The sequence below is a fragment of the Marinomonas foliarum genome, assembly GCF_016906065.1.
Taxonomy (GTDB): Bacteria; Pseudomonadota; Gammaproteobacteria; order Pseudomonadales; family Marinomonadaceae; genus Marinomonas; species Marinomonas foliarum.
The window spans coordinates 2,501,807-2,520,023 of sequence record NZ_CP070273.1 but is presented as its reverse complement, the minus strand read 5'-3'; the positions used below and the strand labels follow the sequence as shown (position 1 = coordinate 2,520,023).

The window sequence follows — 18,217 nt, the reverse complement described above, 5'->3', positions numbered from 1 at the left end:
CTTAGCCCTATTACCTCTGGCTTTGCAGCAAATGCGTACGCTAAGAGTTAAGAGAAACGCCTAACCTTATCTATATATCTCTTAACGCTTATTGATTCCCAAGGGAGCCATTATGGACCTCGACGTCGCCATCTTATCTCGCATACAGTTCGCCTTTACTGTGAGCTTTCACATTATTTTCCCCAGCATCACCATTGGTTTGGCGACGCTAATTGCCATTTGGGAAGGCTTATGGCTCAAAACACACAACCCTTACTACTTGCAGCTCGCCAAGTTCTGGATCAAACCCTTTGCCATTACATTCGGCATGGGCGTGGTGTCTGGCATTGTCTTGTCCTATGAATTTGGTACTAATTTCTCCAAATTTTCCGAAATGACTGGGGCTGTGATTGGGCCACTGATGGCCTATGAAGTGCTCACAGCTTTCTTCATGGAAGCTGGCTTTCTTGGCGTTATGCTGTTCGGTTGGCAACGCGTTGGACGAAAACTGCATTACTTCGCTACTCTCACCGTAATGGTAGGTACTTGGATTTCAGCGTTTTGGATCATTGTAGCGAACTCTTGGATGCAAACTCCAACAGGGCACAAAATCGTCAACGGTAAATTCGAAGTCGAGAGCTGGATGGAAGTCATCTTCAATCCATCTATGCCTTACCGCTTCACTCACATGGTGGTTGCTTCGTTAATCACTGCGACTTTCGTGGTAGCAGGTATCAGTGCTTATTATTTGCTGAAAAAGAAAAACATTCCTTTTGCAAAAAAAGGCCTGTCCATGTGCATGTGGTTTGCCTTGGTGCTAACGCCACTGCAAGCATGGATAGGTGATATGCATGGCTTGAACGTAAGAGAGCATCAGCCCACTAAATTGGCGGCCATGGAAGGTATTTGGCCTGCGGAAGAAGCAAACGTTCCTCTACTGCTATTCGCTATGCCCAATATGGAAACCGAATCAAACGATTATCAGGTTGGTATTCCTAATCTTGGTAGCTTGATTTTGACTCACTCTTGGGATGGTGCAGTACAAGGCTTAAAAGCCGTTCCACCTGAAGATAGACCGAACGTACCACTAGTGTTTTGGTCTTTCCGCGTCATGGTTGGCATTGGCTTTGGTATGATGGGCATCGCGGCGCTAGCGCTCTTGTTACGTCGAAAAGGCCGCTTGTATGAAAACAAAGCCTTCTTATCTCTGGTGACACTCTTTACGCCGATGGGAGTCATTGCGGTGCTGGCAGGTTGGTATGTGGTGGAAATTGGCCGTCAGCCTTGGATTGTCTATAACCTCGTTAGAACGTCAGAGATCGTATCGCCACTTCCTCCGGAGCGTGTGCTCTTTACCTTGACCATGTTTGTCATCATTTACAGCTTACTGATCGGTGTTTATCTCTACTTTATGCGTAAGTTGATTAAAAAAGGGCCGCCTTCCATGGAAGCGCTAGAACAACAATTGATTGGTATGAAAGCGCCGGGCTATGCATTGGCTTGGGTAAAGTCGCTAACAACGAAAGAACAGCAAGCAAACGATCAAACTTCACAAGCACAAGGAGATAAATGATGGATTTGGCTTTTTTCTACTTCCTCGTCTTAGGCTTTGCCATCTTTATGTACGTGCTACTCGATGGCTTCGACCTAGGGATTGGCATTCTCTACCCTTGGTTTAACCAAGAAGGCGAGCGTGATCATTTAATGCGTTCTATCTCACACGTTTGGGATGGCAACGAGACTTGGTTAGTCTTTGGTGGAGTCGTCTTGTTTGCCGCCTTTCCAGCGGCTTATGCGGACATTGCCTCAATATTTTATCTACCCATCATGCTCATGCTGTTTGCTTTGATCTTTCGCGGTGTGGCGTTCGAATACCGGTTTAAGTCCGATACCTCTCGACCTTATTGGGATTTTGCCTTCAGCGCAGGGTCTGCTATTGCGGCATTTTGCCAAGGCATGTTGCTAGGCTCAATCGTTCAAGGCGTGCCAGTCGGTGTCGACAGTTTATCTAGCCTGCATTGGTTAACGCCGTTTTCTATATTGACTGGCTTTTCCGTAATGGCTGGCTATGCACTATTAGCCGCTTGTTATCTGTTTATGAAAAGCCGTGGCCGTATTCAAGAGCATGCAGCGACATTGGGCAAACAACTCTTGATTATCACTATTTTGGCTATGGTCATTGTGAGCTTGTGGACAGTGGCTAGCCAAGTGGGCATTCGACAGCGCTGGTTCTCTGGCTTGAATTTCTTGTGGCTATCGCCACTGCCTATCATCACCTTGGTGGTCGCGGTGTTGGCTTGGAAAGATTTAAACAGCCACGCCACAGGAACCGTTCACCACGAAGGTCGACCTTTTTGGTATGCAGCAACACTCTTCTTACTGGGTTTTGCAGGGCTTGTCGTTGGTTTATTCCCTTACTTAATACCAAGACAGTTAACCTTTATGGAAGCAGCATCGCCAGACAGCAGCTTGCTTTTCTTACTGCCAGGTATATGCATCTTCGTGCCCTTGATTTGTGCCTACACTTTATGGGGTTATCGCGTCTTTGCCGGTAAGGTGGAAGATTATCAGGAGGGTTACTAATGTCACTCAAAAGCCTGAAAGAAAAAGCCGCCAAACTCAAATCGTGGCAATGGTTTTTGCTGCTGTACGGCATCGGCTTTATTGCCATATTAACCGCATCTTATGGTATTAAACTGCTAATGACGGGATTGCCGTAACGTCTTAATCTCAGTAAATAAAAGAACTGGCCTTAGCTAAGTAACAAGCAGGCCAGTTTTTTTTGCATCTGTGTCCTCTATTCTTCCTTTATCTGTCCATGTGCAAATCATGATAAAACACGTAAAGTAACTTGCTGCTTTACGCCTCATCATCATACGGTTAAGGACTAGACATGATTCGCAAAGATATGTTTTTGGCACTCTTTATTATTGTCGCCTGGGGCTTTAACTTTATTGTCATGCGTTGGGGGTTAGACGAGCTCACTCCAATGATGTTGGGCGGATTACGCTTCCTCGTTATAGGTATGATTGGTTGCTTTTTTTTCTCTCGACCTAATACGCCGCTGCTTTGGTGTATTGGTTATGCCTTATCATTGAACTTCGGCCAATTTGCTTTTTTATTCAGCGCTATATCTTTCGGAATGCCGGCAGGTCTGGCTTCTTTGGTACTGCAATCCCAAGCAATTTTTACTCTATTATTCGCTATCTTATTGCTAAAGGAAGCCGTGCGACCTTATCAAGTACTCGCCATTGGTATCGCTATTGGAGGCTTGGCGGTCATCGGATTGGACAATGAAGACTCCACCATGACAGCACTTGGTTTTGGCTTAACTTTAGCCGCAGGATCTAGCTGGGCAATGGGTAATATTTTCACTAAAATCATTAGTCGAAAAGGCTACGATGCCAACCTAAACCTAATCGTTTGGTCGAGCTGGATTCCGCCAATTCCTTTCTTTATATGTGCCTACTTTATTGATGGCGGCGATGTCATGTGGAGCAACATCATTGAACTAAGCTTTAAATCTATAGCGTCACTTGCCTACCTATCTCTCTTTGCTACCTTGGCTGGCTATGGTTTGTGGAGCTATTTGTTGTCTCGTTACCCTGCAGCAACCGTAGCACCGTTGACCTTGGGCGTTCCTGTTGTGGGGCTAACTTCTGCGGAAATTTTTCTTTCTGAAACAGTAAGTGCTATGCAATGGGTGGGGATTTTGGTCGTGTTGATTGGCTTGTTGCTTAATACTTTCGGTGGGCGCTGGTTAAAGAAAGTTAGCCAGCGCCCCGCTTGAGGTCGTTTTGAAATTGAAGGTAGGTTAATCTTTTCGCTCTTGTTGCGCGTCGATCTTATCCGCAAGGTGCGCTACTTGAGCTTGCAACTCTGAGATTTGAGTCACTAAGGCTTGGTGATGATTTTCTTGATTTTCGTGCTCTTCTTCCGCCGTTTCGCGTGTCATTACATCTAACACAACACCCACCATCATGTTTAAAAACACAAATGCGGTTAAGAAAATAAAGATGATGTAGAAGATCCAACTAAACGGGTACACGTCCATTGTTTCATACATAACATCCGTCCAATCTTCGAACGTCGCAATACGAAATAGCGTCAGCATAGAAATCGCAATATCGCCCCAAAGCTCCTCGTTTACATGATGGAAAAAGATGGAACCAACCGCTGCAAAGATGTAAAAAATAATAAACATCAACAAAGCGATATAACCCATTTTGGGAATAGCTTTGAGCAAGGCGTTAATCAAGAATCGAAGGTCAGGAATGATTGATACCAGACGCAAAACACGAAACACTCGTAACAAGCGTGCTACAAGAATCATCTCGGTCTCGGAAATTGGCATCAAACTACCAGCAACAATAATAGTGTCGAAGATGTTCCAAGGATCTTTAAAGAAATGACGTTTATCATCACAAGCAATAAAGCGCAGACTAAGTTCGACTAAGAAGAAGACGGTAATGAAATTATCTAAGTAATTTATGCCTTTCTCAATACCATACGGTAAAGCATAGGTTTTAGCGCCAACTGTGAGCGCAGCAACCACAATAATACTAATGATAAAACCCTGAAACCACGCACTGCGTTCAATGCGCTTCATCATGGCAAACAAACTTCCAGAATGACCTATTTCCATTTTTACCTACACCTAATATGCAATCATAATAGCCCGAATCAAAGACAGGCCACGCCATATTAAGTTCATATCAGGCAGAAGAAAAGCAGAAGCAGGTTTAGTGGCCAGACTTGTTAATTATGTACGTTTTACCCGCACAACTTTCATGATTTCAACAGGAATACCTGCGACCATTTCTTGAGTAGGATAATAAGTGAGGTTCACGCGAGCACCGCGCAGGGTTCGATATTTACCCTGGCGTTTGAAACGAAAAGGTACGTCGTATCCTTCGATCATCAAGGTGTGCAAAACCCAATCCTCTTGGGGACGTTGAGCATGAGATTTCACTTTCAGCCCATCGGAATGAATCAGCGCATCATTGTTTTTTAACAAAGACTCAGGATCGGATTTCACGAGAGATTTCCTTTCTTAAAGATCAAAGCCTCTTAGTATGACACAAAGAACTGCTATCTTAAAAAAATTGTTTAAATTTCACTCAACTTTAAGGGGTCGTGTTTTTATGCTCCTCTTTATTTTCTGAATCTCCTGACTCTTTGAATTGGCTCATTGCCTGTGCGACTTCTCGACTTTCAAAGCGCACAACCGCTTTTTGTAGAATCAAACTATTAGGATAAGTCACTACATCATTGGATAAACGCTGGATAATCACATGAAAGGTCGATATCTCTAGAATCTGCCCTAAAATCTCATCGTCTTTATCGACCACCTTTACCCAATCTCCTACTCGATAAGGAAAGCCAAAAAAGATAATCAGACTCGCGGTGATGTTACTCAAAATAGACCACTGAGCAAATAACGCCACACCCACAACAGCAAACACAGAGGAGAAAAATATAGCCAGTTGACCGTAGCCAATGCCGAGCACGATACAAACCAGTAGAACGAAAATAGCCGTAAAGCCCAGATTAAGCATTTTCGATACATAAGTAATGCGGACTTCATTGGCGTATTTCTTCTGGCCAAGAAGCGTCACACTGGACTTCAAGATGCGAGAAACAATGATATACGCCACCACTAATAAAGTGATTAAGCCTATTTGTACTAACATGCCTTTTCTCCTAGTACTGATTTATAAAACATAAAACAACACACAAGGGACAATCCCAACACTCATCAAATTACTGATTAACACAATCGACGCCACTTTATGAGGCTCTTGTTGATATAGCTCTGCCACCATGTAATTCAACACGGCTGGCGGTAAACAGGCGAAGATCAACAAATAAGCAAAATTCTCCGGTGACATACCAACGACGTAATACCAAATAACAGCAATAATCAGACCACTTAATGGACATAAGAAACCACTTATCACGCCCAGTTTCCACTCACTAAAGTCCACATTGGTCATACGCACACCAAGCGCAAATAGCATCAGTGGAATTGCAATTTGCCCCATCATATCCACAGACACTTTCACTGCTGGCATCACAGTCCAGCCTTGTAAACTCCAAATTAATCCCAGTATTGTGGCGATAATCATTGGCATTTTTACTACATTAAGAAGATTGGACTTTGGGTTTAACAAATACATACCCACCGTAAAATGCAGCAAGTTTTCAGTAAGAAATAACACCACAGCAATAGGTAACGCGGACTCACCAAACGCCAATACGATCAGTGGAATACCTAAATTTCCACTATTATTAAACATCATAGGAGGAACTAAAGTTTTAGGCGAAATTTTTAACCACTTGCACAACGGCCAAACCAGTAAGCCTGAGCCCAATACAACCACTGTAGCCGCAATAATTAAGTCTACGTATAAAGCGATATGGAACTCTTTTGAGGCCATCACGGAAAAAATAAGAGCAGGGCAAAAAATGCTGATGTTTAAACGATTCGCCACCGTCATATCAGTAGGACGAACTCGCGCATAAAAAAAACCAACGAGTACAATACTTGCTAGGGGAAAAACAGTGTTAAATATTTGAGTAAATAGCGTAGAAGTGTCCATTAATAGCCTCTATAACGAAGGCCGTTAGCTTAACGCTCTTGCCAAAAAAGACCAAGTGGCAATTCAGTCTCAATAAGGATCAAGGTTTCTCAACCAGTACAGAAGGGATCAAAATAAAACGCTGAGCCACGTCTTTGCCTTTTAACAAATCCATGCCGATCTCGATGGCTTTTTCCGCCATAGGTATGGGGCGCTGAACAGCGGTCGCAACCCAAGGGTTATCCTGTTGTTTAATAATATCAGTAGCAAAAGGCGCACCGTCAATCGACGCTAACACAAACTCACTGCGTTTGGCCTGTTGCGATGCCCGTAAAGCACCAAATGCTGTTGGATCGTTAATGGTAAATACCGCATCGATATGATCATACTCTTCCATTAGATAGGTCATGGCCTCCATTCCGCCCTCGACACTGCCAGTGCCATTCATTCTGTCACTCAACAGCGTTATATTTGGGTACTTATTTAAGGCTGATTTACAGCCTGCAACCCGCTCAATAACGGACGATACCAAGACGCCATTAATAATGACAAAGTTACCTTGATAACCTATTTTCTCCGCCAGTTTTTCACAGGCAATGACACCAGCTTGGACATTGTCAGTGGTAATAGTGGCATCTGCGCCTTGAGCATTTACGTCTACTGCAATCACTTTAATACCGGCTCGTTGTGCTTTAGCGACAACGGCGGCAACCTTGTATTCATCCGCGGCGGTTAAGACGATCAAATCGACTTTCTGCTCGATAAAATCATTGATTTGACCAATTTGTCGCTGCCAATCGTAAGCATCTGAACGAATTAGCATCTTAACAGGCTCACCCGCTAACTCTTCCGCTTTTGCTGATACAGTCTCCACCAGCTGAACGAAATAAGGGTTCCCCAAATCAGCTACGCTAATACCAATCGATTTAAGGGATTGAAGCTCTGAAGATTGTGGCTCTGAGGATTGAGAGGCCAATGGAGAAAGCAAAACGGCGACAATCGAAACCGCCAATAGGCTTGGCATTAGGCGATAGCCTTTCCAAAGCTGTCGAGCTTTTATGAAACGCGACATTGACTGTTTAAATAGGCCCATAATATTTCCCCTGATGAAAGGCCGCTATTTTGCCCTACCTAACGGCAGATAAAAATAGCGGTTTGACTTAAGCCGCTTCTTCCTCTGACTCTCCAACCTCCATTGCACCTGTCATAATGGCAACAGCGTCAGACATAGTATGAGACTGAGGTGTCACAATCGCTGCGCGCTTACCCAAACGATGGATGTGAATACGATCTGCGACTTCAAACACATGCGGCATGTTATGGCTAATCAAGATAATTGGTAATCCGCGATCACGAACCTCTTTGATCAAGTTCAATACTCGGCGAGACTCTTTGACCCCAAGTGCTGCTGTTGGCTCATCCATGATCACCACCTTGCTGCCAAACAAAGCAGAGCGAGCAACCGCCACACCTTGGCGCTGACCACCAGAAAGCGACTCAACGGCTTGGCTGATATTTTGAATAGTCATTAAGCCCAGCTCGGTCATTTTATCCTTAGCGCGGCGCTCCATTTCTTTCTTATCAAGCATGCGGAACACCGAACCCAAAATACCTGGCTTACGCAGCTCTCTTCCCAAGAATAAATTGTCCGCAATGTTTAATGCTGGTGATACCGCTAAATTTTGATAAACGGTTTCGATGCCTAACGCGCGAGCTTCCATTGGTGAAGAAAAATTCACAGGCTTGCCATCTAATAAAATTTCGCCTTCGTCTGGAATCAAAGCGCCAGACAAGGCTTTAATCAATGAGGATTTACCTGCACCGTTATCACCAATCACCGCTAATATTTCACCTGGGTAGAGTTCAAAGTCAGCATGATCAATGGCTGTCACACTGCCATAGCGTTTGACCAAATTCTTTGTTTGTAACACTGGAGTTTTATCGTATTGTGCAGTCATTATGCTGTCCCTCTTCGAATCCACTGATCAATGCCCACAGCCGAAATAATCAAAATACCGACAGTAAACTCTTGCCATAGCACATCAACACCAGCAAGCGCTAAACCATTTCGGAAGACACCAACAACCAGAGCGCCAATAAGCGTCCCGTATATAGAGCCTCGTCCACCAAATAGACTACAGCCACCAATAACCACCGCAGTAATACTGTCGAGGTTTGTCATAGTGCCAGCTTGTGGACTGACCGAACCAATACGACCGATAAGTACCCAGGCACCAATAGCACATACCACGCCAGCCAAGACATAGACAGACATCAAAATACGTGTAGTACGAATGCCTGCTAACTTCGCGGCTTCTGGATCATCGCCTGTGGCGTAAACATGACGGCCCCATGCAGTCCAATTTAGGGCATACCAAATGAGAAAGAAAATCCCCAACATCAACAGGGAGCCGTAAGTTAATCTTGCGCCAAAAAAATCAATTGTTTGGCCTGTCCATTGCAACAATGGCGCAATATTACTGATGTCCTGCGAGCGAATGGTTTCACTTTTTGAATACCAAAGGTTCAGTGCAAAGAACACATTCCAAGAGCCCAAAGTCGCAATAAAAGGCGGTATTTTTAGGCGCGTTATCAATAAACCATTAATAAAACCCGCTAAGGCACCAACACCGATACCGATCAAAATAGACAAACTTGGATCAATACCATGATTTACCGCCATCCGCCCCATAACAACCGAGGTCAGAACCATGATGGCACCAACAGACAGATCAATGCCTGCCGTTAAGATTATCAATGTCTGCGCAACACCGATGACGCCAATTATAGTCACTTGTTGTAGCACTAATGACAAATTGAATGGGTGCAAAAAACGGTCACCGACAATGACACTAAAACTGATAACAGCCAACAGCAACACTATCAGAGGCGCAGCTATTGGATAATGATGAAGAAACTTCTTGAAACGCTGCAAAGGGGTTTCATGTCGCTCAAATTTAGCAACATAGGTACTGGCCTGATCCGCGACCTTATCATGATCAAGTGTCGCGGTGGACGGTTTTGTGTTGGTAGAACTCATAGACTACTCCAGACAGGAAACATTACTAGGCAGAAAAGAAAGACCACTTAAGATAGAAAAAACGCCGTTAGCCAGAAGATCGACTAACGGCAAATGAGGGTAACTTAACACCCATCTATCACAAGAGATTGATTAGCCCCAGCACATACTCAAACCTGTTTTAGAGCTAATAGAATTAACCCCTTTCACAGGTTCATCTGTCACTAACTGAACGCCTGTATCAAAGAAATCCAGACCATTTGACGCCGAAGGACGTGAGCCAGATTTTGCAAACTCAACAATTGCAGTGACGCCTTCTGAGGCCATTTTAAGAGGGAATTGCATAGAGGTAGCGCCGATCACGCCATCTTTGATATTTCGAACACCTGGACAACCACCATCAACAGAAACAATCAACACGTCTTTTTCAAGTCCGAATGATTTTAATGCTTCATACGCACCCGCAGCTGCGGGTTCATTAATGGTGTAAACCAAGTTAATTTCTGGATCTTGTTGAAGTAGATTTTCCATCGCACGACGGCCGCCTTCTTCAGAACCTTGAGTCACATCATTACCAACAATGCGAGTATCTGTTTCATCGCCCATGCGTTTCGGGTCTTTAAGGTCGATACCGAAACCTTGTAAGAAACCTTGGTCACGTGCAACGTCTACGGTAATTTGGCTGGTGCTCAAATCTAGCAAACCAATTTTTGCATCTTTGGCCTTATCACCCATTTTCGCTTTTGCCCACATACCAATCATTTCACCGGCTTTGAAGTTATCCGTTGCAAAGGTCATGTCTGCTGCACTAGCAGGGCTTAAAGGCGTATCTAACGCGATAACAAGCAAACCTGCATCACGTGCTTTTTGAATCGTCGGAACAATACCTGCGGTGTCGCTTGGTGTAATAAGAATGCCTTTCGCGCCAGCGGCGATTAGGTTTTCTACTGCTTGAACTTGAGTTTCATTATCGCCATCGTAGCGACCTGCAAAAGTACGCAATTCAACACCAAGCTCTTCGGCTTTTTGCTGTGCGCCTTCTTTCATTTTCACGAAGAATGGGTTGGTGTTGGTTTTGGTTATCAAACCTATGATTGGGGTTTCTGCCATAGCAACAGTGGACAGTGTGCCTGCAGCCACTAGACAAGCCAGTTTCTTGTACGGAATACGATGCATGAATTTCATTATTTTTATAACTCCAATTTTTGTTTTTATTATTGGCAGCGATGCCATTCAAAAACAGATCCAGCCCCGACTCTGCTTTGGTAAAACACTATGAAGATAAAAAACTAATGAATAATTTCATCATTTAATCTTTTTTTGTAATATTTGTAATATTTCAACGCTCAATTTGAAATATTTGGCTCAACTCTTTGATAGTAAAAGGTTTTGAAATAAATAAATCATCGTCTTTTAATTGATATTTTTGTTTTAATTCGTCTTTTGGCAAGCCAGACATCAGCAATATTGGCCCGGTAAAACCAGACAAATCAGAATTCAGACTGTGTGCAAGCTCAACACCGCTCATGGTTCCAGCTAAGTTAACATCCGACACTATAGCATCTGGCACAATGGCTTTATTCAAGGCATTCACCACCGCTTCGGCGCATTCAAAGGTTTGCACCATAAAGCCCATTTTTGCTAATTGTTCACGCATGACTCGACATACTTCTTCGTCGTCTTCTACCAGCCACACCAAACTCAATTCGGGCAAGACTATCACGTCTCGATTGATATCTTTTTCTTCAGACGCTTTGCCACTATCTAAGATCAAATCGGGCGATGTAATTTGTTGGGGCAAAAAAAGACAAACTCGGGTCCATTTACCTTTTTCGGAGGTGACTTTGATTTCACCACCACTTTGTTTAACAAAGCCATAGATCATGCTCAACCCCAAACCACTGCCTTTGCCGACAGGCTTAGTCGTGAAGAAAGGTTCAAATATTCGACCAATTACTTCATCATCAATACCGTCACCCGAGTCTTCTACTCGAATACGAATGGCTGGCACGTCGCTGTCAGGTAAAGTGCACAGCTTGGTTGAAAAGGCCAAACGCCCACCACCCGGCATAGCGCTGGCGCTATTTAAGGACAAATTCAACAAGGCATTTTCTAGCTGAGAGGGATCAATCAAACTCACCACATCAGGACATTGCAGGTCGCTTTCAACAACAATATGTGAACCAACACTGTACTCAACTAGATCGAGCATGCCTTCAATTAAATCATCAATCCCAATCGACACAGGGAAAAGCTGCTGACGACGACTAAAGGCCAATAAGCGCTGTACCAAGTTGCTGCTTTTCTCAGAAACGACCAAAGCACGTTCTATGTATCTTGCTTGATCTTCGGTTTGTGGGCGAGAGTCAGACAGCATTTGTAAATTGCCCATAATCGCCGCTAAGAGATTATTAAAATCATGGGCAACGCCACCTGTAAGCTGCCCTAGCATCTCCATTTTTTGTGCCTGACGTAACTGACTTTCAACGCTTTTTCGCTCAGTTAAATCCGTATATAAGGTAACAAAACCACCTTCAGGCATTGGCTTAGAACGAAATTCGATGATTTTTCCTGAGTCAAAATGGCGTTCGAAGCTTTGAAAACGTAAATGACGAGAAACGTTCACTTCTTCCATGTGAACTTGCTGGTTTTCTAAATTAAGATTTTTATGTTGCCCTTGATTAATCAAGCTTTGCACTTCATCAATTGACATGCCGACACTCAAGTCATCGTCCGATAAATCAAACAATTTCTGATAACCCGAGTTCCAAGCAATCAAGGTACCTTTTGAGGAAAACACACTCAGGCCATCGTTCATATTATCGAAAATGGTTTCGAGCAAGCGTTTTTGTTCCGACAATTCGGCTGTGACTTCCAAACGCCTTAAAGCATCACGGCGAAATACCTCAAAGGTATCGGCCAAGGTACCAATTTCATCGTTACGACGAATGCCTGTATGCTTTGAATCTACACGCCCCAAAGACAGTTGCTCCATGTCGTTGGTAACAACGCCTAAATCTTTGGTCATCCGCTGGCTGTACCAATACAGACGCGTCAAACCCAACAAAAGAAATACCGATATACCGATAATCCAGTTCTGACCACGGGCTACAAAGGTCGATACCTCCTGACGTTGACGGCTCACTTTCTTTTGCAAACCACCAACGAAATCACTGACATGCTTACTCAATTGTTCCGACTTAGCTCGAATTGCAATCAGCAAATAATTTTTGCGCTCTTGTATTTGATTCAAACGTCGATGCGCCATTAGCAAATCATCAGCAATACTCGCCACTTGCTCGTTTTGTTCTGAAAGTTTTAAGCTTTCCAAGATGCTTTCTGGCACCAAACTCGGCGATTCTAGTAATTGCAGTAGCCATACCAAACCTTGCTGATTAGTCACACTAGCGGCATCATCATTTAGCGGCAACTGACGAATCCGAAACTGTTGCGCCAAGCTGTCTTCTCGCAGATACAACTCTTCACGCACCAAGGCAACAAGCTCTTCAAGGGTGGTTTGCAGATCATCCAATCGTTTATCGATATCCTGTTGAAAGACAGAATCCGTCAAACTGTCAGCAACTCCGCGCAGCTCAAGAATACGACGATGAATGCGCTCGGATTCAGTTTGTAACTGAAAAGGACGCCCAGAACCTGCGGTATAAGGTGCTATCGCGGCCAATTGCGCAACGCCTTCGGCTAGCGTTAAAGAGGTAGAGATTTCAGGTAGGGTTTCTGACTCAAATTCTGATAAAGAAGCTTCACTGACGCGCATGGATTGCCAACCAATCCCCACCATAAAAAACGCCACCAAGCTAATCGCTAAAATAGACAAGGAGGCTTTTTGACGAATACTGGTAAAACGCATTTAATTAATCCGCACTGGGCCTTGGAAAAAGTAACCAAGACCTCGTTGAGTCTTGATGAACTCAGGCGTTTTTGGATTGCTCTCTATTTTTCGCCTTAGGCGCAGAATCAGTACATCAACTGTTCGATCAAATACCTCAGTTTCTAAGCCTCGGCTTTGCTCTATAAGTTGCTCACGAGAAAAGATACGATCTGGATGACGCGCTAATACCTCTAAAAGAGAAAACTCACCTAAAGTTAATGTTACTAATTTGCCGTCCGGATCATGCAAAAGACGCGCAGTGAGATCCAAAGTCCAACTACCGAATTTTAAACAGTCGTGATCTTGATTGATCGTACTTCCCGCTGTTGGTGGGGCTTGATAAGAACGGCGTAACAAGGCATGAATTCGCGCTGTCAGTTCACGTAAATTAAACGGCTTCATCATATAATCGTCTGCGGCTAACTCTAGCCCTAAGATTCGATCGGTTTCATCGCCTTTTCCGGTTAACATCATGATCGGCATTGCAAAACGTTCACGAGTATCACGAGCAAGGTTTAAACCATCCTCTTCTCGTAAATATAGATCCATCAATACCAAATCGACTGGCTCAGCTTCAAGGTGAAGCCACATTTGGCTGCCATTTTCCGCTTCCAGTACTTTGTAACCTTTCTGCGACAAAGCATCACAAAGCAACTGACGAATATCTTGATCGTCATCCACTACCAATAAAGTCTTTTTATGTTGTTCTGTCATTGTCTGGGTTGGAATCCATTATCGTTTTTATTAGACGCACACCAAGCTAGAGAAGCCTCTATCATTGCACTATTAATATCATGTTAAAGTTAATAGCAGATTAACAAAAGGAAAAGCTTCTCGTGCAGCAGAAACTAATACCTCAGAAGAAAAAGATTCATCTCGCTTTTTTAGAACCTGAGCAATCCATTCAAGCAGAACCTGAAGAAACCATCATGTCGGCCCTGAAATCCGCAGGCGTTCCAATTAAACAAGCCTGTACCAATGGCGTATGTGGCGTTTGCCTCACCCCTTTGCTATCTGGTGAAATTGATTACGCTCAACGCCTGCCGCATGGCTTAAACAACAGAGAAAAGCAAAATGGTTATTTCTTGCCTTGCATCGCCACCTGCAAAACCGATATCGCCATTGGTAAACCGAAAGTGAGACTGCGCTAACAGCTTAAAAACGTTATCATTATCACAGCGTATTAATGAGCGGTCTTATGTCTAACGAACTACCGATTTACCAACTTATTCCCCAGCTAAAAAACCAGCTTTTGCATCACCACGAGGCCATTTTAGAAGCCGCGCCCGGTGCAGGTAAAACCACGGTAGTGCCGCTGGCTTTAATGAATGAAGCTTGGCTAAAAGGTCGCAAGATCATCATGTTAGAACCAAGACGTTTGGCTGCGAAAGCGGCTGCAAAGCGTCTTGCTGATACCTTGCAAGAGCCGCTTGGAAAACGCGTTGGCTATCGTATTCGTCACGAAGGAAAAGAAAGCGCTCAGACGCAAGTCTTGGTAGTCACCGAAGGCGTGCTAACGCGTATGCTGCACGATGATCCCAGTTTAGATGACATTGCTTTAGTAATCTTCGACGAATTCCACGAACGTAATTTGCACTCAGATTTAGCTTTTGCTTTATGCTTGCAAGCACGACAACTGTATCGCGATGAAGACCCGCTTAAGCTGTTAGTCATGTCCGCCACACTTGATACCGAGGCGCTTGAAACACGACTCGGCTGCCCGACTCTAACCAGCCAAGGCCGCAGTTTTCCCATCACCGTTCATTACAGCAACAAGGCACTCAAGACCTTTCAAGTCACCTATGAAGTAGTACGACTCACCTGCCAAGCCTTTAATGAAGAAACTGGCAGCCTACTCGTTTTCCTACCAGGTCAAAAAGAAATTCGCCAAGCGGCAAGCCAGTTACAGCAGCGTTTAGGCCATGAACCACATTTAAGCATCTTGCCTTTATATGGCGAGCTCAGTTTAAAAGAACAAGAAGCCGTCATTGAGCCAACGACAGCGCCTAATCGAAAAATTGTACTCGCCACTGCCATTGCCCAAACCAGTTTAACTATTGATGGTATCCGAGTGGTGATTGACAGCGGCTTAAGTCGAGAAGCGCGCTTTGATGCCAGCACAGCAACGACACGCTTACATACTCGTCGCGCGACCCAGGCAGAAACCACTCAGCGAATGGGCCGAGCAGGCCGTACCGAAGAAGGCATTTGTTATCGTTGGTGGAGCGAAAGTCAACAACATCAACTCGCACCGCAAGCTCAGCCGCAAATAGAAATCAGCGACCTCAGCAGTTTGGTGATGGATTTGGCGAAATGGGGTGTACAAGAGCGTCTTGAATTAGATTGGATTACACCGCCACCAAACAGCCACTGGCAACAATCGATCGACTTGCTAACCAATCTGCAAGCTCTTGAACAAAATCAAACATCACAACCGTATTTAAAGTTAAGCCAACTCGGTGAGCAAATGAGCAATCTCGGCATCGAACCCAGACTCGCTCGATTGCTTTTAGATGGAAAACAAAATGATGACAGTGATGCAGCCAGCGCCATCTGCACCATACTGTCGGAAGGCGATCCCTTTGCGAATCATCATAGCGACTTATCAGATCGACTGAGCTGGTTAGCCGGTCACAATCAGACGCAGAGTAAGCGACCGAGACAGAACTACTTAAACGCTCAGCAACAATGGCAAAGACGCAGTCAGCAAATCAGCGTTCAACAAACGTCAGCTAATAATCAACAGGAAGTCGCCTTTTTGTTGATTCGAGCGTTTGCGGATCGTATTGCTCAACGTTCAGGGCAAGACCACGACAAGACTCGCTACAAGTTGGCTAATGGGCGCATGGCGAGCCTATCGTCACTCGACCCTTGTGCACAGAGCGAGTGGCTTATCGCGCTGGATATCGGCGGACATCATGGCCAAGAAGAGGATCGTATTTTTCTCGCCTATCCGATCCAACTTTCCACGTTGATAGATGATTTTTCCGATTTATTTATCATAAAAAACCATCTCGCTTGGTCAAAAAAAGACGCCCGCCTGTTAAGTGAATCACAACGTTGGATCGGCAAACTGTGTATTGATAAACAAAAACTGAGCAAGCCATCAGAAACAGACATCAGCCAAGCGATTTGCCAGCATATTCGCCAAGAAGGTCTTTCGGTTTTACCTTGGAACGATTCCAGCGAGCAGCTTCGAGCGCGCTTACAATTTGCCTTTATGCACGACAAACAAAACCTCTGGTCAGACTGTTCTGATAAGGCATTATTGGCCGATCTAGAAGAATGGCTCGGGCCATATCTTGGTAAAGTAACCAATCAACAAGCGATGAATAAACTCCCGTTAAACGATATATTGTTATCTCTGTTAGATTGGAGCCAACAGCAATTTCTCAATAAAAAAGTCCCCTCGCGTATCACTGTGCCATCTGGGGCGAGTCATGCTATTGATTACTGTGAGCAACAGCCAACCCTAAGGGTCAAACTGCAAGAAATGTTTGGCTATACGAATAGCCCAACCGTACTCAATCAAATCGTCCGTATCGAACTGCTTTCGCCAGGGCAGCGACCACTTGCCGTGACCCAAGATTTGGCTTTCTTTTGGCGTGAGGCTTACCCTGAAGTACGCAAAGAAATGCGCGGAAGATATCCGAAACATCCTTGGCCAGAAGACCCTATGAGTGCAGAAGCCACTGCGAAAACAAACCGAGCACTAAGATCGTCGTAACTGTCTTAGTGCTTGATCCGTTAGTTGCTGGCTAAAAGGTGTGTTCTTCGGATGAGTCGGAGACCAGCCCATAATAAAACGATGGAAGTCAGCCCAAGCGATAGGAAACAAGTATTGCCATTCTTCGACAACCTCTTGAGCAAAAGCTTGCGATTCTCCTTGCGCCATTAACTCACGCCCTAGCTCAGAGAAATAATGCTCCAGTAGGTAGTCTATATTTTCTGTCAGTTCAGATTCAGATAACGCACTCCCTAAAAGGTACGCTAGATCCTGAATTCCAACACCACCACCCACATATTGAAAATCCACAGCCGCCACCTGATTATCGAGTGGAGAAAAACAAAAATTAGCCACTTTAGCATCGCCATGCACGATGGTTTTAAAGCGTGCGTTATCCAAACATTTTGCCAATTCAGACGCGGCAGATTTTAATTCGCCCTCAGCCATGACTGACCACTCTTCTTGCCGAGTATCAAGGTGCCAATAGGTTCCCTTGCGCCACAAGCCTTGCGGCCAATCAGAAGAAGGTGTTGGGTGAATAAAGCCCGCATGAAACGCTGCGAGCCAATTAATACAAGAAATCAAATACTCGATATTGTGAGCGTTATATCGATCCGCGTAGCCAGCAGCGTCTAAATCTTCTAATAAGGTTAATCGATGCCCTGTCTTTTCGTCATACAAATCACCGTAGCACTGTGCAACTCGAGCCGAAAGATTACAGCGGGACGCCCATTGTCGATACCAATTCTGCTCAACTTTATATGAGCGAACTTTACGCAAATGCGCGTGATCCGAATGCCAGCCTCTAGGGTGATTCACGTCCATGGGAAATGTACAATGTTTGGCGATCACAGACGATGGCGACTCTTGTCCCGTTAGCGAATAACGCACCACCTCGCCGTAACCACTCCACAATGACTGAATCAAAGAGGTTCGCTCCACTGTGTCGGCCTTACATTGGCGCTTAATAAAAATCTCGGGCGTCATCATATTCATAAAATCCACGTAAAAGTCGCGACTAT

General features: G+C 44.5%; 17 protein-coding genes. 6 read left to right on the top strand and 11 right to left on the bottom strand.

What is annotated here, in order from left to right:
• Nucleotides 1–112: 112 nt before the first annotated feature.
• The 4 genes from JSY38_RS11660 to JSY38_RS11645 all read left to right on the top strand — a co-directional run bounded on the left by JSY38_RS11660 (nucleotide 113) and on the right by JSY38_RS11645 (nucleotide 3,769).
• Nucleotides 113–1,552, top strand: coding sequence for a cytochrome ubiquinol oxidase subunit I (locus JSY38_RS11660; RefSeq protein ID WP_114412929.1), 1,440 nt, complete (start codon nucleotides 113–115; stop codon nucleotides 1,550–1,552).
• A complete protein-coding gene (gene cydB, locus JSY38_RS11655; protein ID WP_239543957.1) occupies nucleotides 1,549–2,562 on the top strand; it encodes a cytochrome d ubiquinol oxidase subunit II in 1,014 nt (337 codons plus the stop codon). Before JSY38_RS11660 ends, cydB begins: the two co-directional genes overlap by 4 nt.
• A complete protein-coding gene (locus JSY38_RS11650; RefSeq protein WP_181858564.1) occupies nucleotides 2,562–2,699 on the top strand; it encodes a hypothetical protein in 138 nt (45 codons plus the stop codon). The genes cydB and JSY38_RS11650 overlap by 1 nt, the downstream gene beginning before the upstream one ends.
• A 173-nt stretch (nucleotides 2,700–2,872) precedes the next feature.
• Nucleotides 2,873–3,769, top strand: coding sequence for an EamA family transporter (locus JSY38_RS11645; protein ID WP_205113360.1), 897 nt, complete (start codon nucleotides 2,873–2,875; stop codon nucleotides 3,767–3,769).
• A gap of 24 nt (nucleotides 3,770–3,793) precedes the next feature.
• Here JSY38_RS11645 and JSY38_RS11640 read toward each other — a convergent pair whose 3' ends face one another.
• The 10 genes from JSY38_RS11640 to JSY38_RS11595 form a co-directional block, all read right to left on the bottom strand.
• A complete protein-coding gene (locus JSY38_RS11640; RefSeq protein WP_205113359.1) occupies nucleotides 3,794–4,624 on the bottom strand; it encodes an ion transporter in 831 nt (276 codons plus the stop codon).
• 117 nt (nucleotides 4,625–4,741) lie between these two features.
• Entirely contained in the window at nucleotides 4,742–5,017 is a 276-nt protein-coding gene (locus JSY38_RS11635) for a hypothetical protein (protein WP_205113358.1), read from the bottom strand.
• Between the two features lie 88 nt (nucleotides 5,018–5,105).
• On the bottom strand, nucleotides 5,106–5,672 hold the full coding sequence (locus JSY38_RS11630) for a mechanosensitive ion channel family protein (protein ID WP_205113357.1): 567 nt from the start codon (nucleotides 5,670–5,672) through the stop codon (nucleotides 5,106–5,108).
• Between the two features lie 21 nt (nucleotides 5,673–5,693).
• Nucleotides 5,694–6,581, bottom strand: a complete 888-nt coding sequence (locus tag JSY38_RS11625; RefSeq protein ID WP_114412940.1) for an AEC family transporter — start codon at nucleotides 6,579–6,581, stop codon at nucleotides 5,694–5,696.
• 79 nt (nucleotides 6,582–6,660) lie between these two features.
• Nucleotides 6,661–7,653, bottom strand: a complete 993-nt coding sequence (locus JSY38_RS11620) for a substrate-binding domain-containing protein (protein WP_205113356.1) — start codon at nucleotides 7,651–7,653, stop codon at nucleotides 6,661–6,663.
• A 67-nt stretch (nucleotides 7,654–7,720) separates the two neighbouring features.
• Nucleotides 7,721–8,518 carry an ATP-binding cassette domain-containing protein gene (locus JSY38_RS11615; protein WP_114412942.1) on the bottom strand — a complete coding sequence of 266 codons (798 nt, stop codon included), beginning with the start codon at nucleotides 8,516–8,518 and terminating at the stop codon, nucleotides 7,721–7,723.
• Nucleotides 8,518–9,600: an ABC transporter permease gene (locus tag JSY38_RS11610; RefSeq protein ID WP_205113355.1), complete on the bottom strand. Its 1,083-nt coding sequence runs from the start codon at nucleotides 9,598–9,600 to the stop codon at nucleotides 8,518–8,520. Before JSY38_RS11610 ends, JSY38_RS11615 begins: the two co-directional genes overlap by 1 nt.
• A gap of 132 nt (nucleotides 9,601–9,732) precedes the next feature.
• Entirely contained in the window at nucleotides 9,733–10,764 is a 1,032-nt protein-coding gene (locus JSY38_RS11605; RefSeq protein WP_205113354.1) for a sugar ABC transporter substrate-binding protein, read from the bottom strand.
• 154 nt (nucleotides 10,765–10,918) lie between these two features.
• Entirely contained in the window at nucleotides 10,919–13,447 is a 2,529-nt protein-coding gene (locus JSY38_RS11600) for a PAS-domain containing protein (RefSeq protein ID WP_205113353.1), read from the bottom strand.
• Nucleotides 13,448–14,182: a response regulator gene (locus JSY38_RS11595; protein WP_205113352.1), complete on the bottom strand. Its 735-nt coding sequence runs from the start codon at nucleotides 14,180–14,182 to the stop codon at nucleotides 13,448–13,450.
• A gap of 122 nt (nucleotides 14,183–14,304) precedes the next feature.
• Here JSY38_RS11595 and JSY38_RS11590 point away from each other — a divergent pair, with 122 nt between their 5' ends.
• Complete coding sequence (locus JSY38_RS11590; RefSeq protein ID WP_239543956.1) at nucleotides 14,305–14,619, top strand: 2Fe-2S iron-sulfur cluster-binding protein; 315 nt, start codon at nucleotides 14,305–14,307, stop codon at nucleotides 14,617–14,619.
• A gap of 47 nt (nucleotides 14,620–14,666) precedes the next feature.
• Nucleotides 14,667–17,195, top strand: coding sequence for an ATP-dependent helicase HrpB (hrpB, locus tag JSY38_RS11585; protein WP_205113351.1), 2,529 nt, complete (start codon nucleotides 14,667–14,669; stop codon nucleotides 17,193–17,195).
• Here hrpB and JSY38_RS11580 read toward each other — a convergent pair.
• The gene (locus tag JSY38_RS11580; RefSeq protein ID WP_239543955.1) at nucleotides 17,181–18,191 is read right to left on the bottom strand and encodes a phosphotransferase; all 1,011 of its coding nucleotides are present in this window, start codon (nucleotides 18,189–18,191) and stop codon (nucleotides 17,181–17,183) included. The genes hrpB and JSY38_RS11580 overlap by 15 nt on opposite strands.
• Nucleotides 18,192–18,217 lie beyond the last annotated feature (26 nt).

Bases quoted from the DNA above. Each gene is read 5' to 3' on its own strand.
- cydB (WP_239543957.1), top strand. From the start codon at position 1,549: ATGATGGATTTGGCTTTTTTCTACTTCCTCGTCTTAGGCTTTGCCATC.
- JSY38_RS11610 (WP_205113355.1), bottom strand. From the start codon at position 9,600: ATGAGTTCTACCAACACAAAACCGTCCACCGCGACACTTGATCATGAT.
- JSY38_RS11615 (WP_114412942.1), bottom strand. From the start codon at position 8,518: ATGACTGCACAATACGATAAAACTCCAGTGTTACAAACAAAGAATTTG.
- JSY38_RS11650 (WP_181858564.1), top strand. From the start codon at position 2,562: ATGTCACTCAAAAGCCTGAAAGAAAAAGCCGCCAAACTCAAATCGTGG.
- JSY38_RS11625 (WP_114412940.1), bottom strand. From the start codon at position 6,581: ATGGACACTTCTACGCTATTTACTCAAATATTTAACACTGTTTTTCCC.
- JSY38_RS11640 (WP_205113359.1), bottom strand. From the start codon at position 4,624: ATGGAAATAGGTCATTCTGGAAGTTTGTTTGCCATGATGAAGCGCATT.
- JSY38_RS11630 (WP_205113357.1), bottom strand. From the start codon at position 5,672: ATGTTAGTACAAATAGGCTTAATCACTTTATTAGTGGTGGCGTATATC.
- JSY38_RS11645 (WP_205113360.1), top strand. From the start codon at position 2,873: ATGATTCGCAAAGATATGTTTTTGGCACTCTTTATTATTGTCGCCTGG.
- JSY38_RS11600 (WP_205113353.1), bottom strand. From the start codon at position 13,447: ATGCGTTTTACCAGTATTCGTCAAAAAGCCTCCTTGTCTATTTTAGCG.
- hrpB (WP_205113351.1), top strand. From the start codon at position 14,667: ATGTCTAACGAACTACCGATTTACCAACTTATTCCCCAGCTAAAAAAC.
- JSY38_RS11620 (WP_205113356.1), bottom strand. From the start codon at position 7,653: ATGGGCCTATTTAAACAGTCAATGTCGCGTTTCATAAAAGCTCGACAG.
- JSY38_RS11605 (WP_205113354.1), bottom strand. From the start codon at position 10,764: ATGAAATTCATGCATCGTATTCCGTACAAGAAACTGGCTTGTCTAGTG.
- JSY38_RS11660 (WP_114412929.1), top strand. From the start codon at position 113: ATGGACCTCGACGTCGCCATCTTATCTCGCATACAGTTCGCCTTTACT.
- JSY38_RS11595 (WP_205113352.1), bottom strand. From the start codon at position 14,182: ATGACAGAACAACATAAAAAGACTTTATTGGTAGTGGATGACGATCAA.
- JSY38_RS11580 (WP_239543955.1), bottom strand. From the start codon at position 18,191: ATGAATATGATGACGCCCGAGATTTTTATTAAGCGCCAATGTAAGGCC.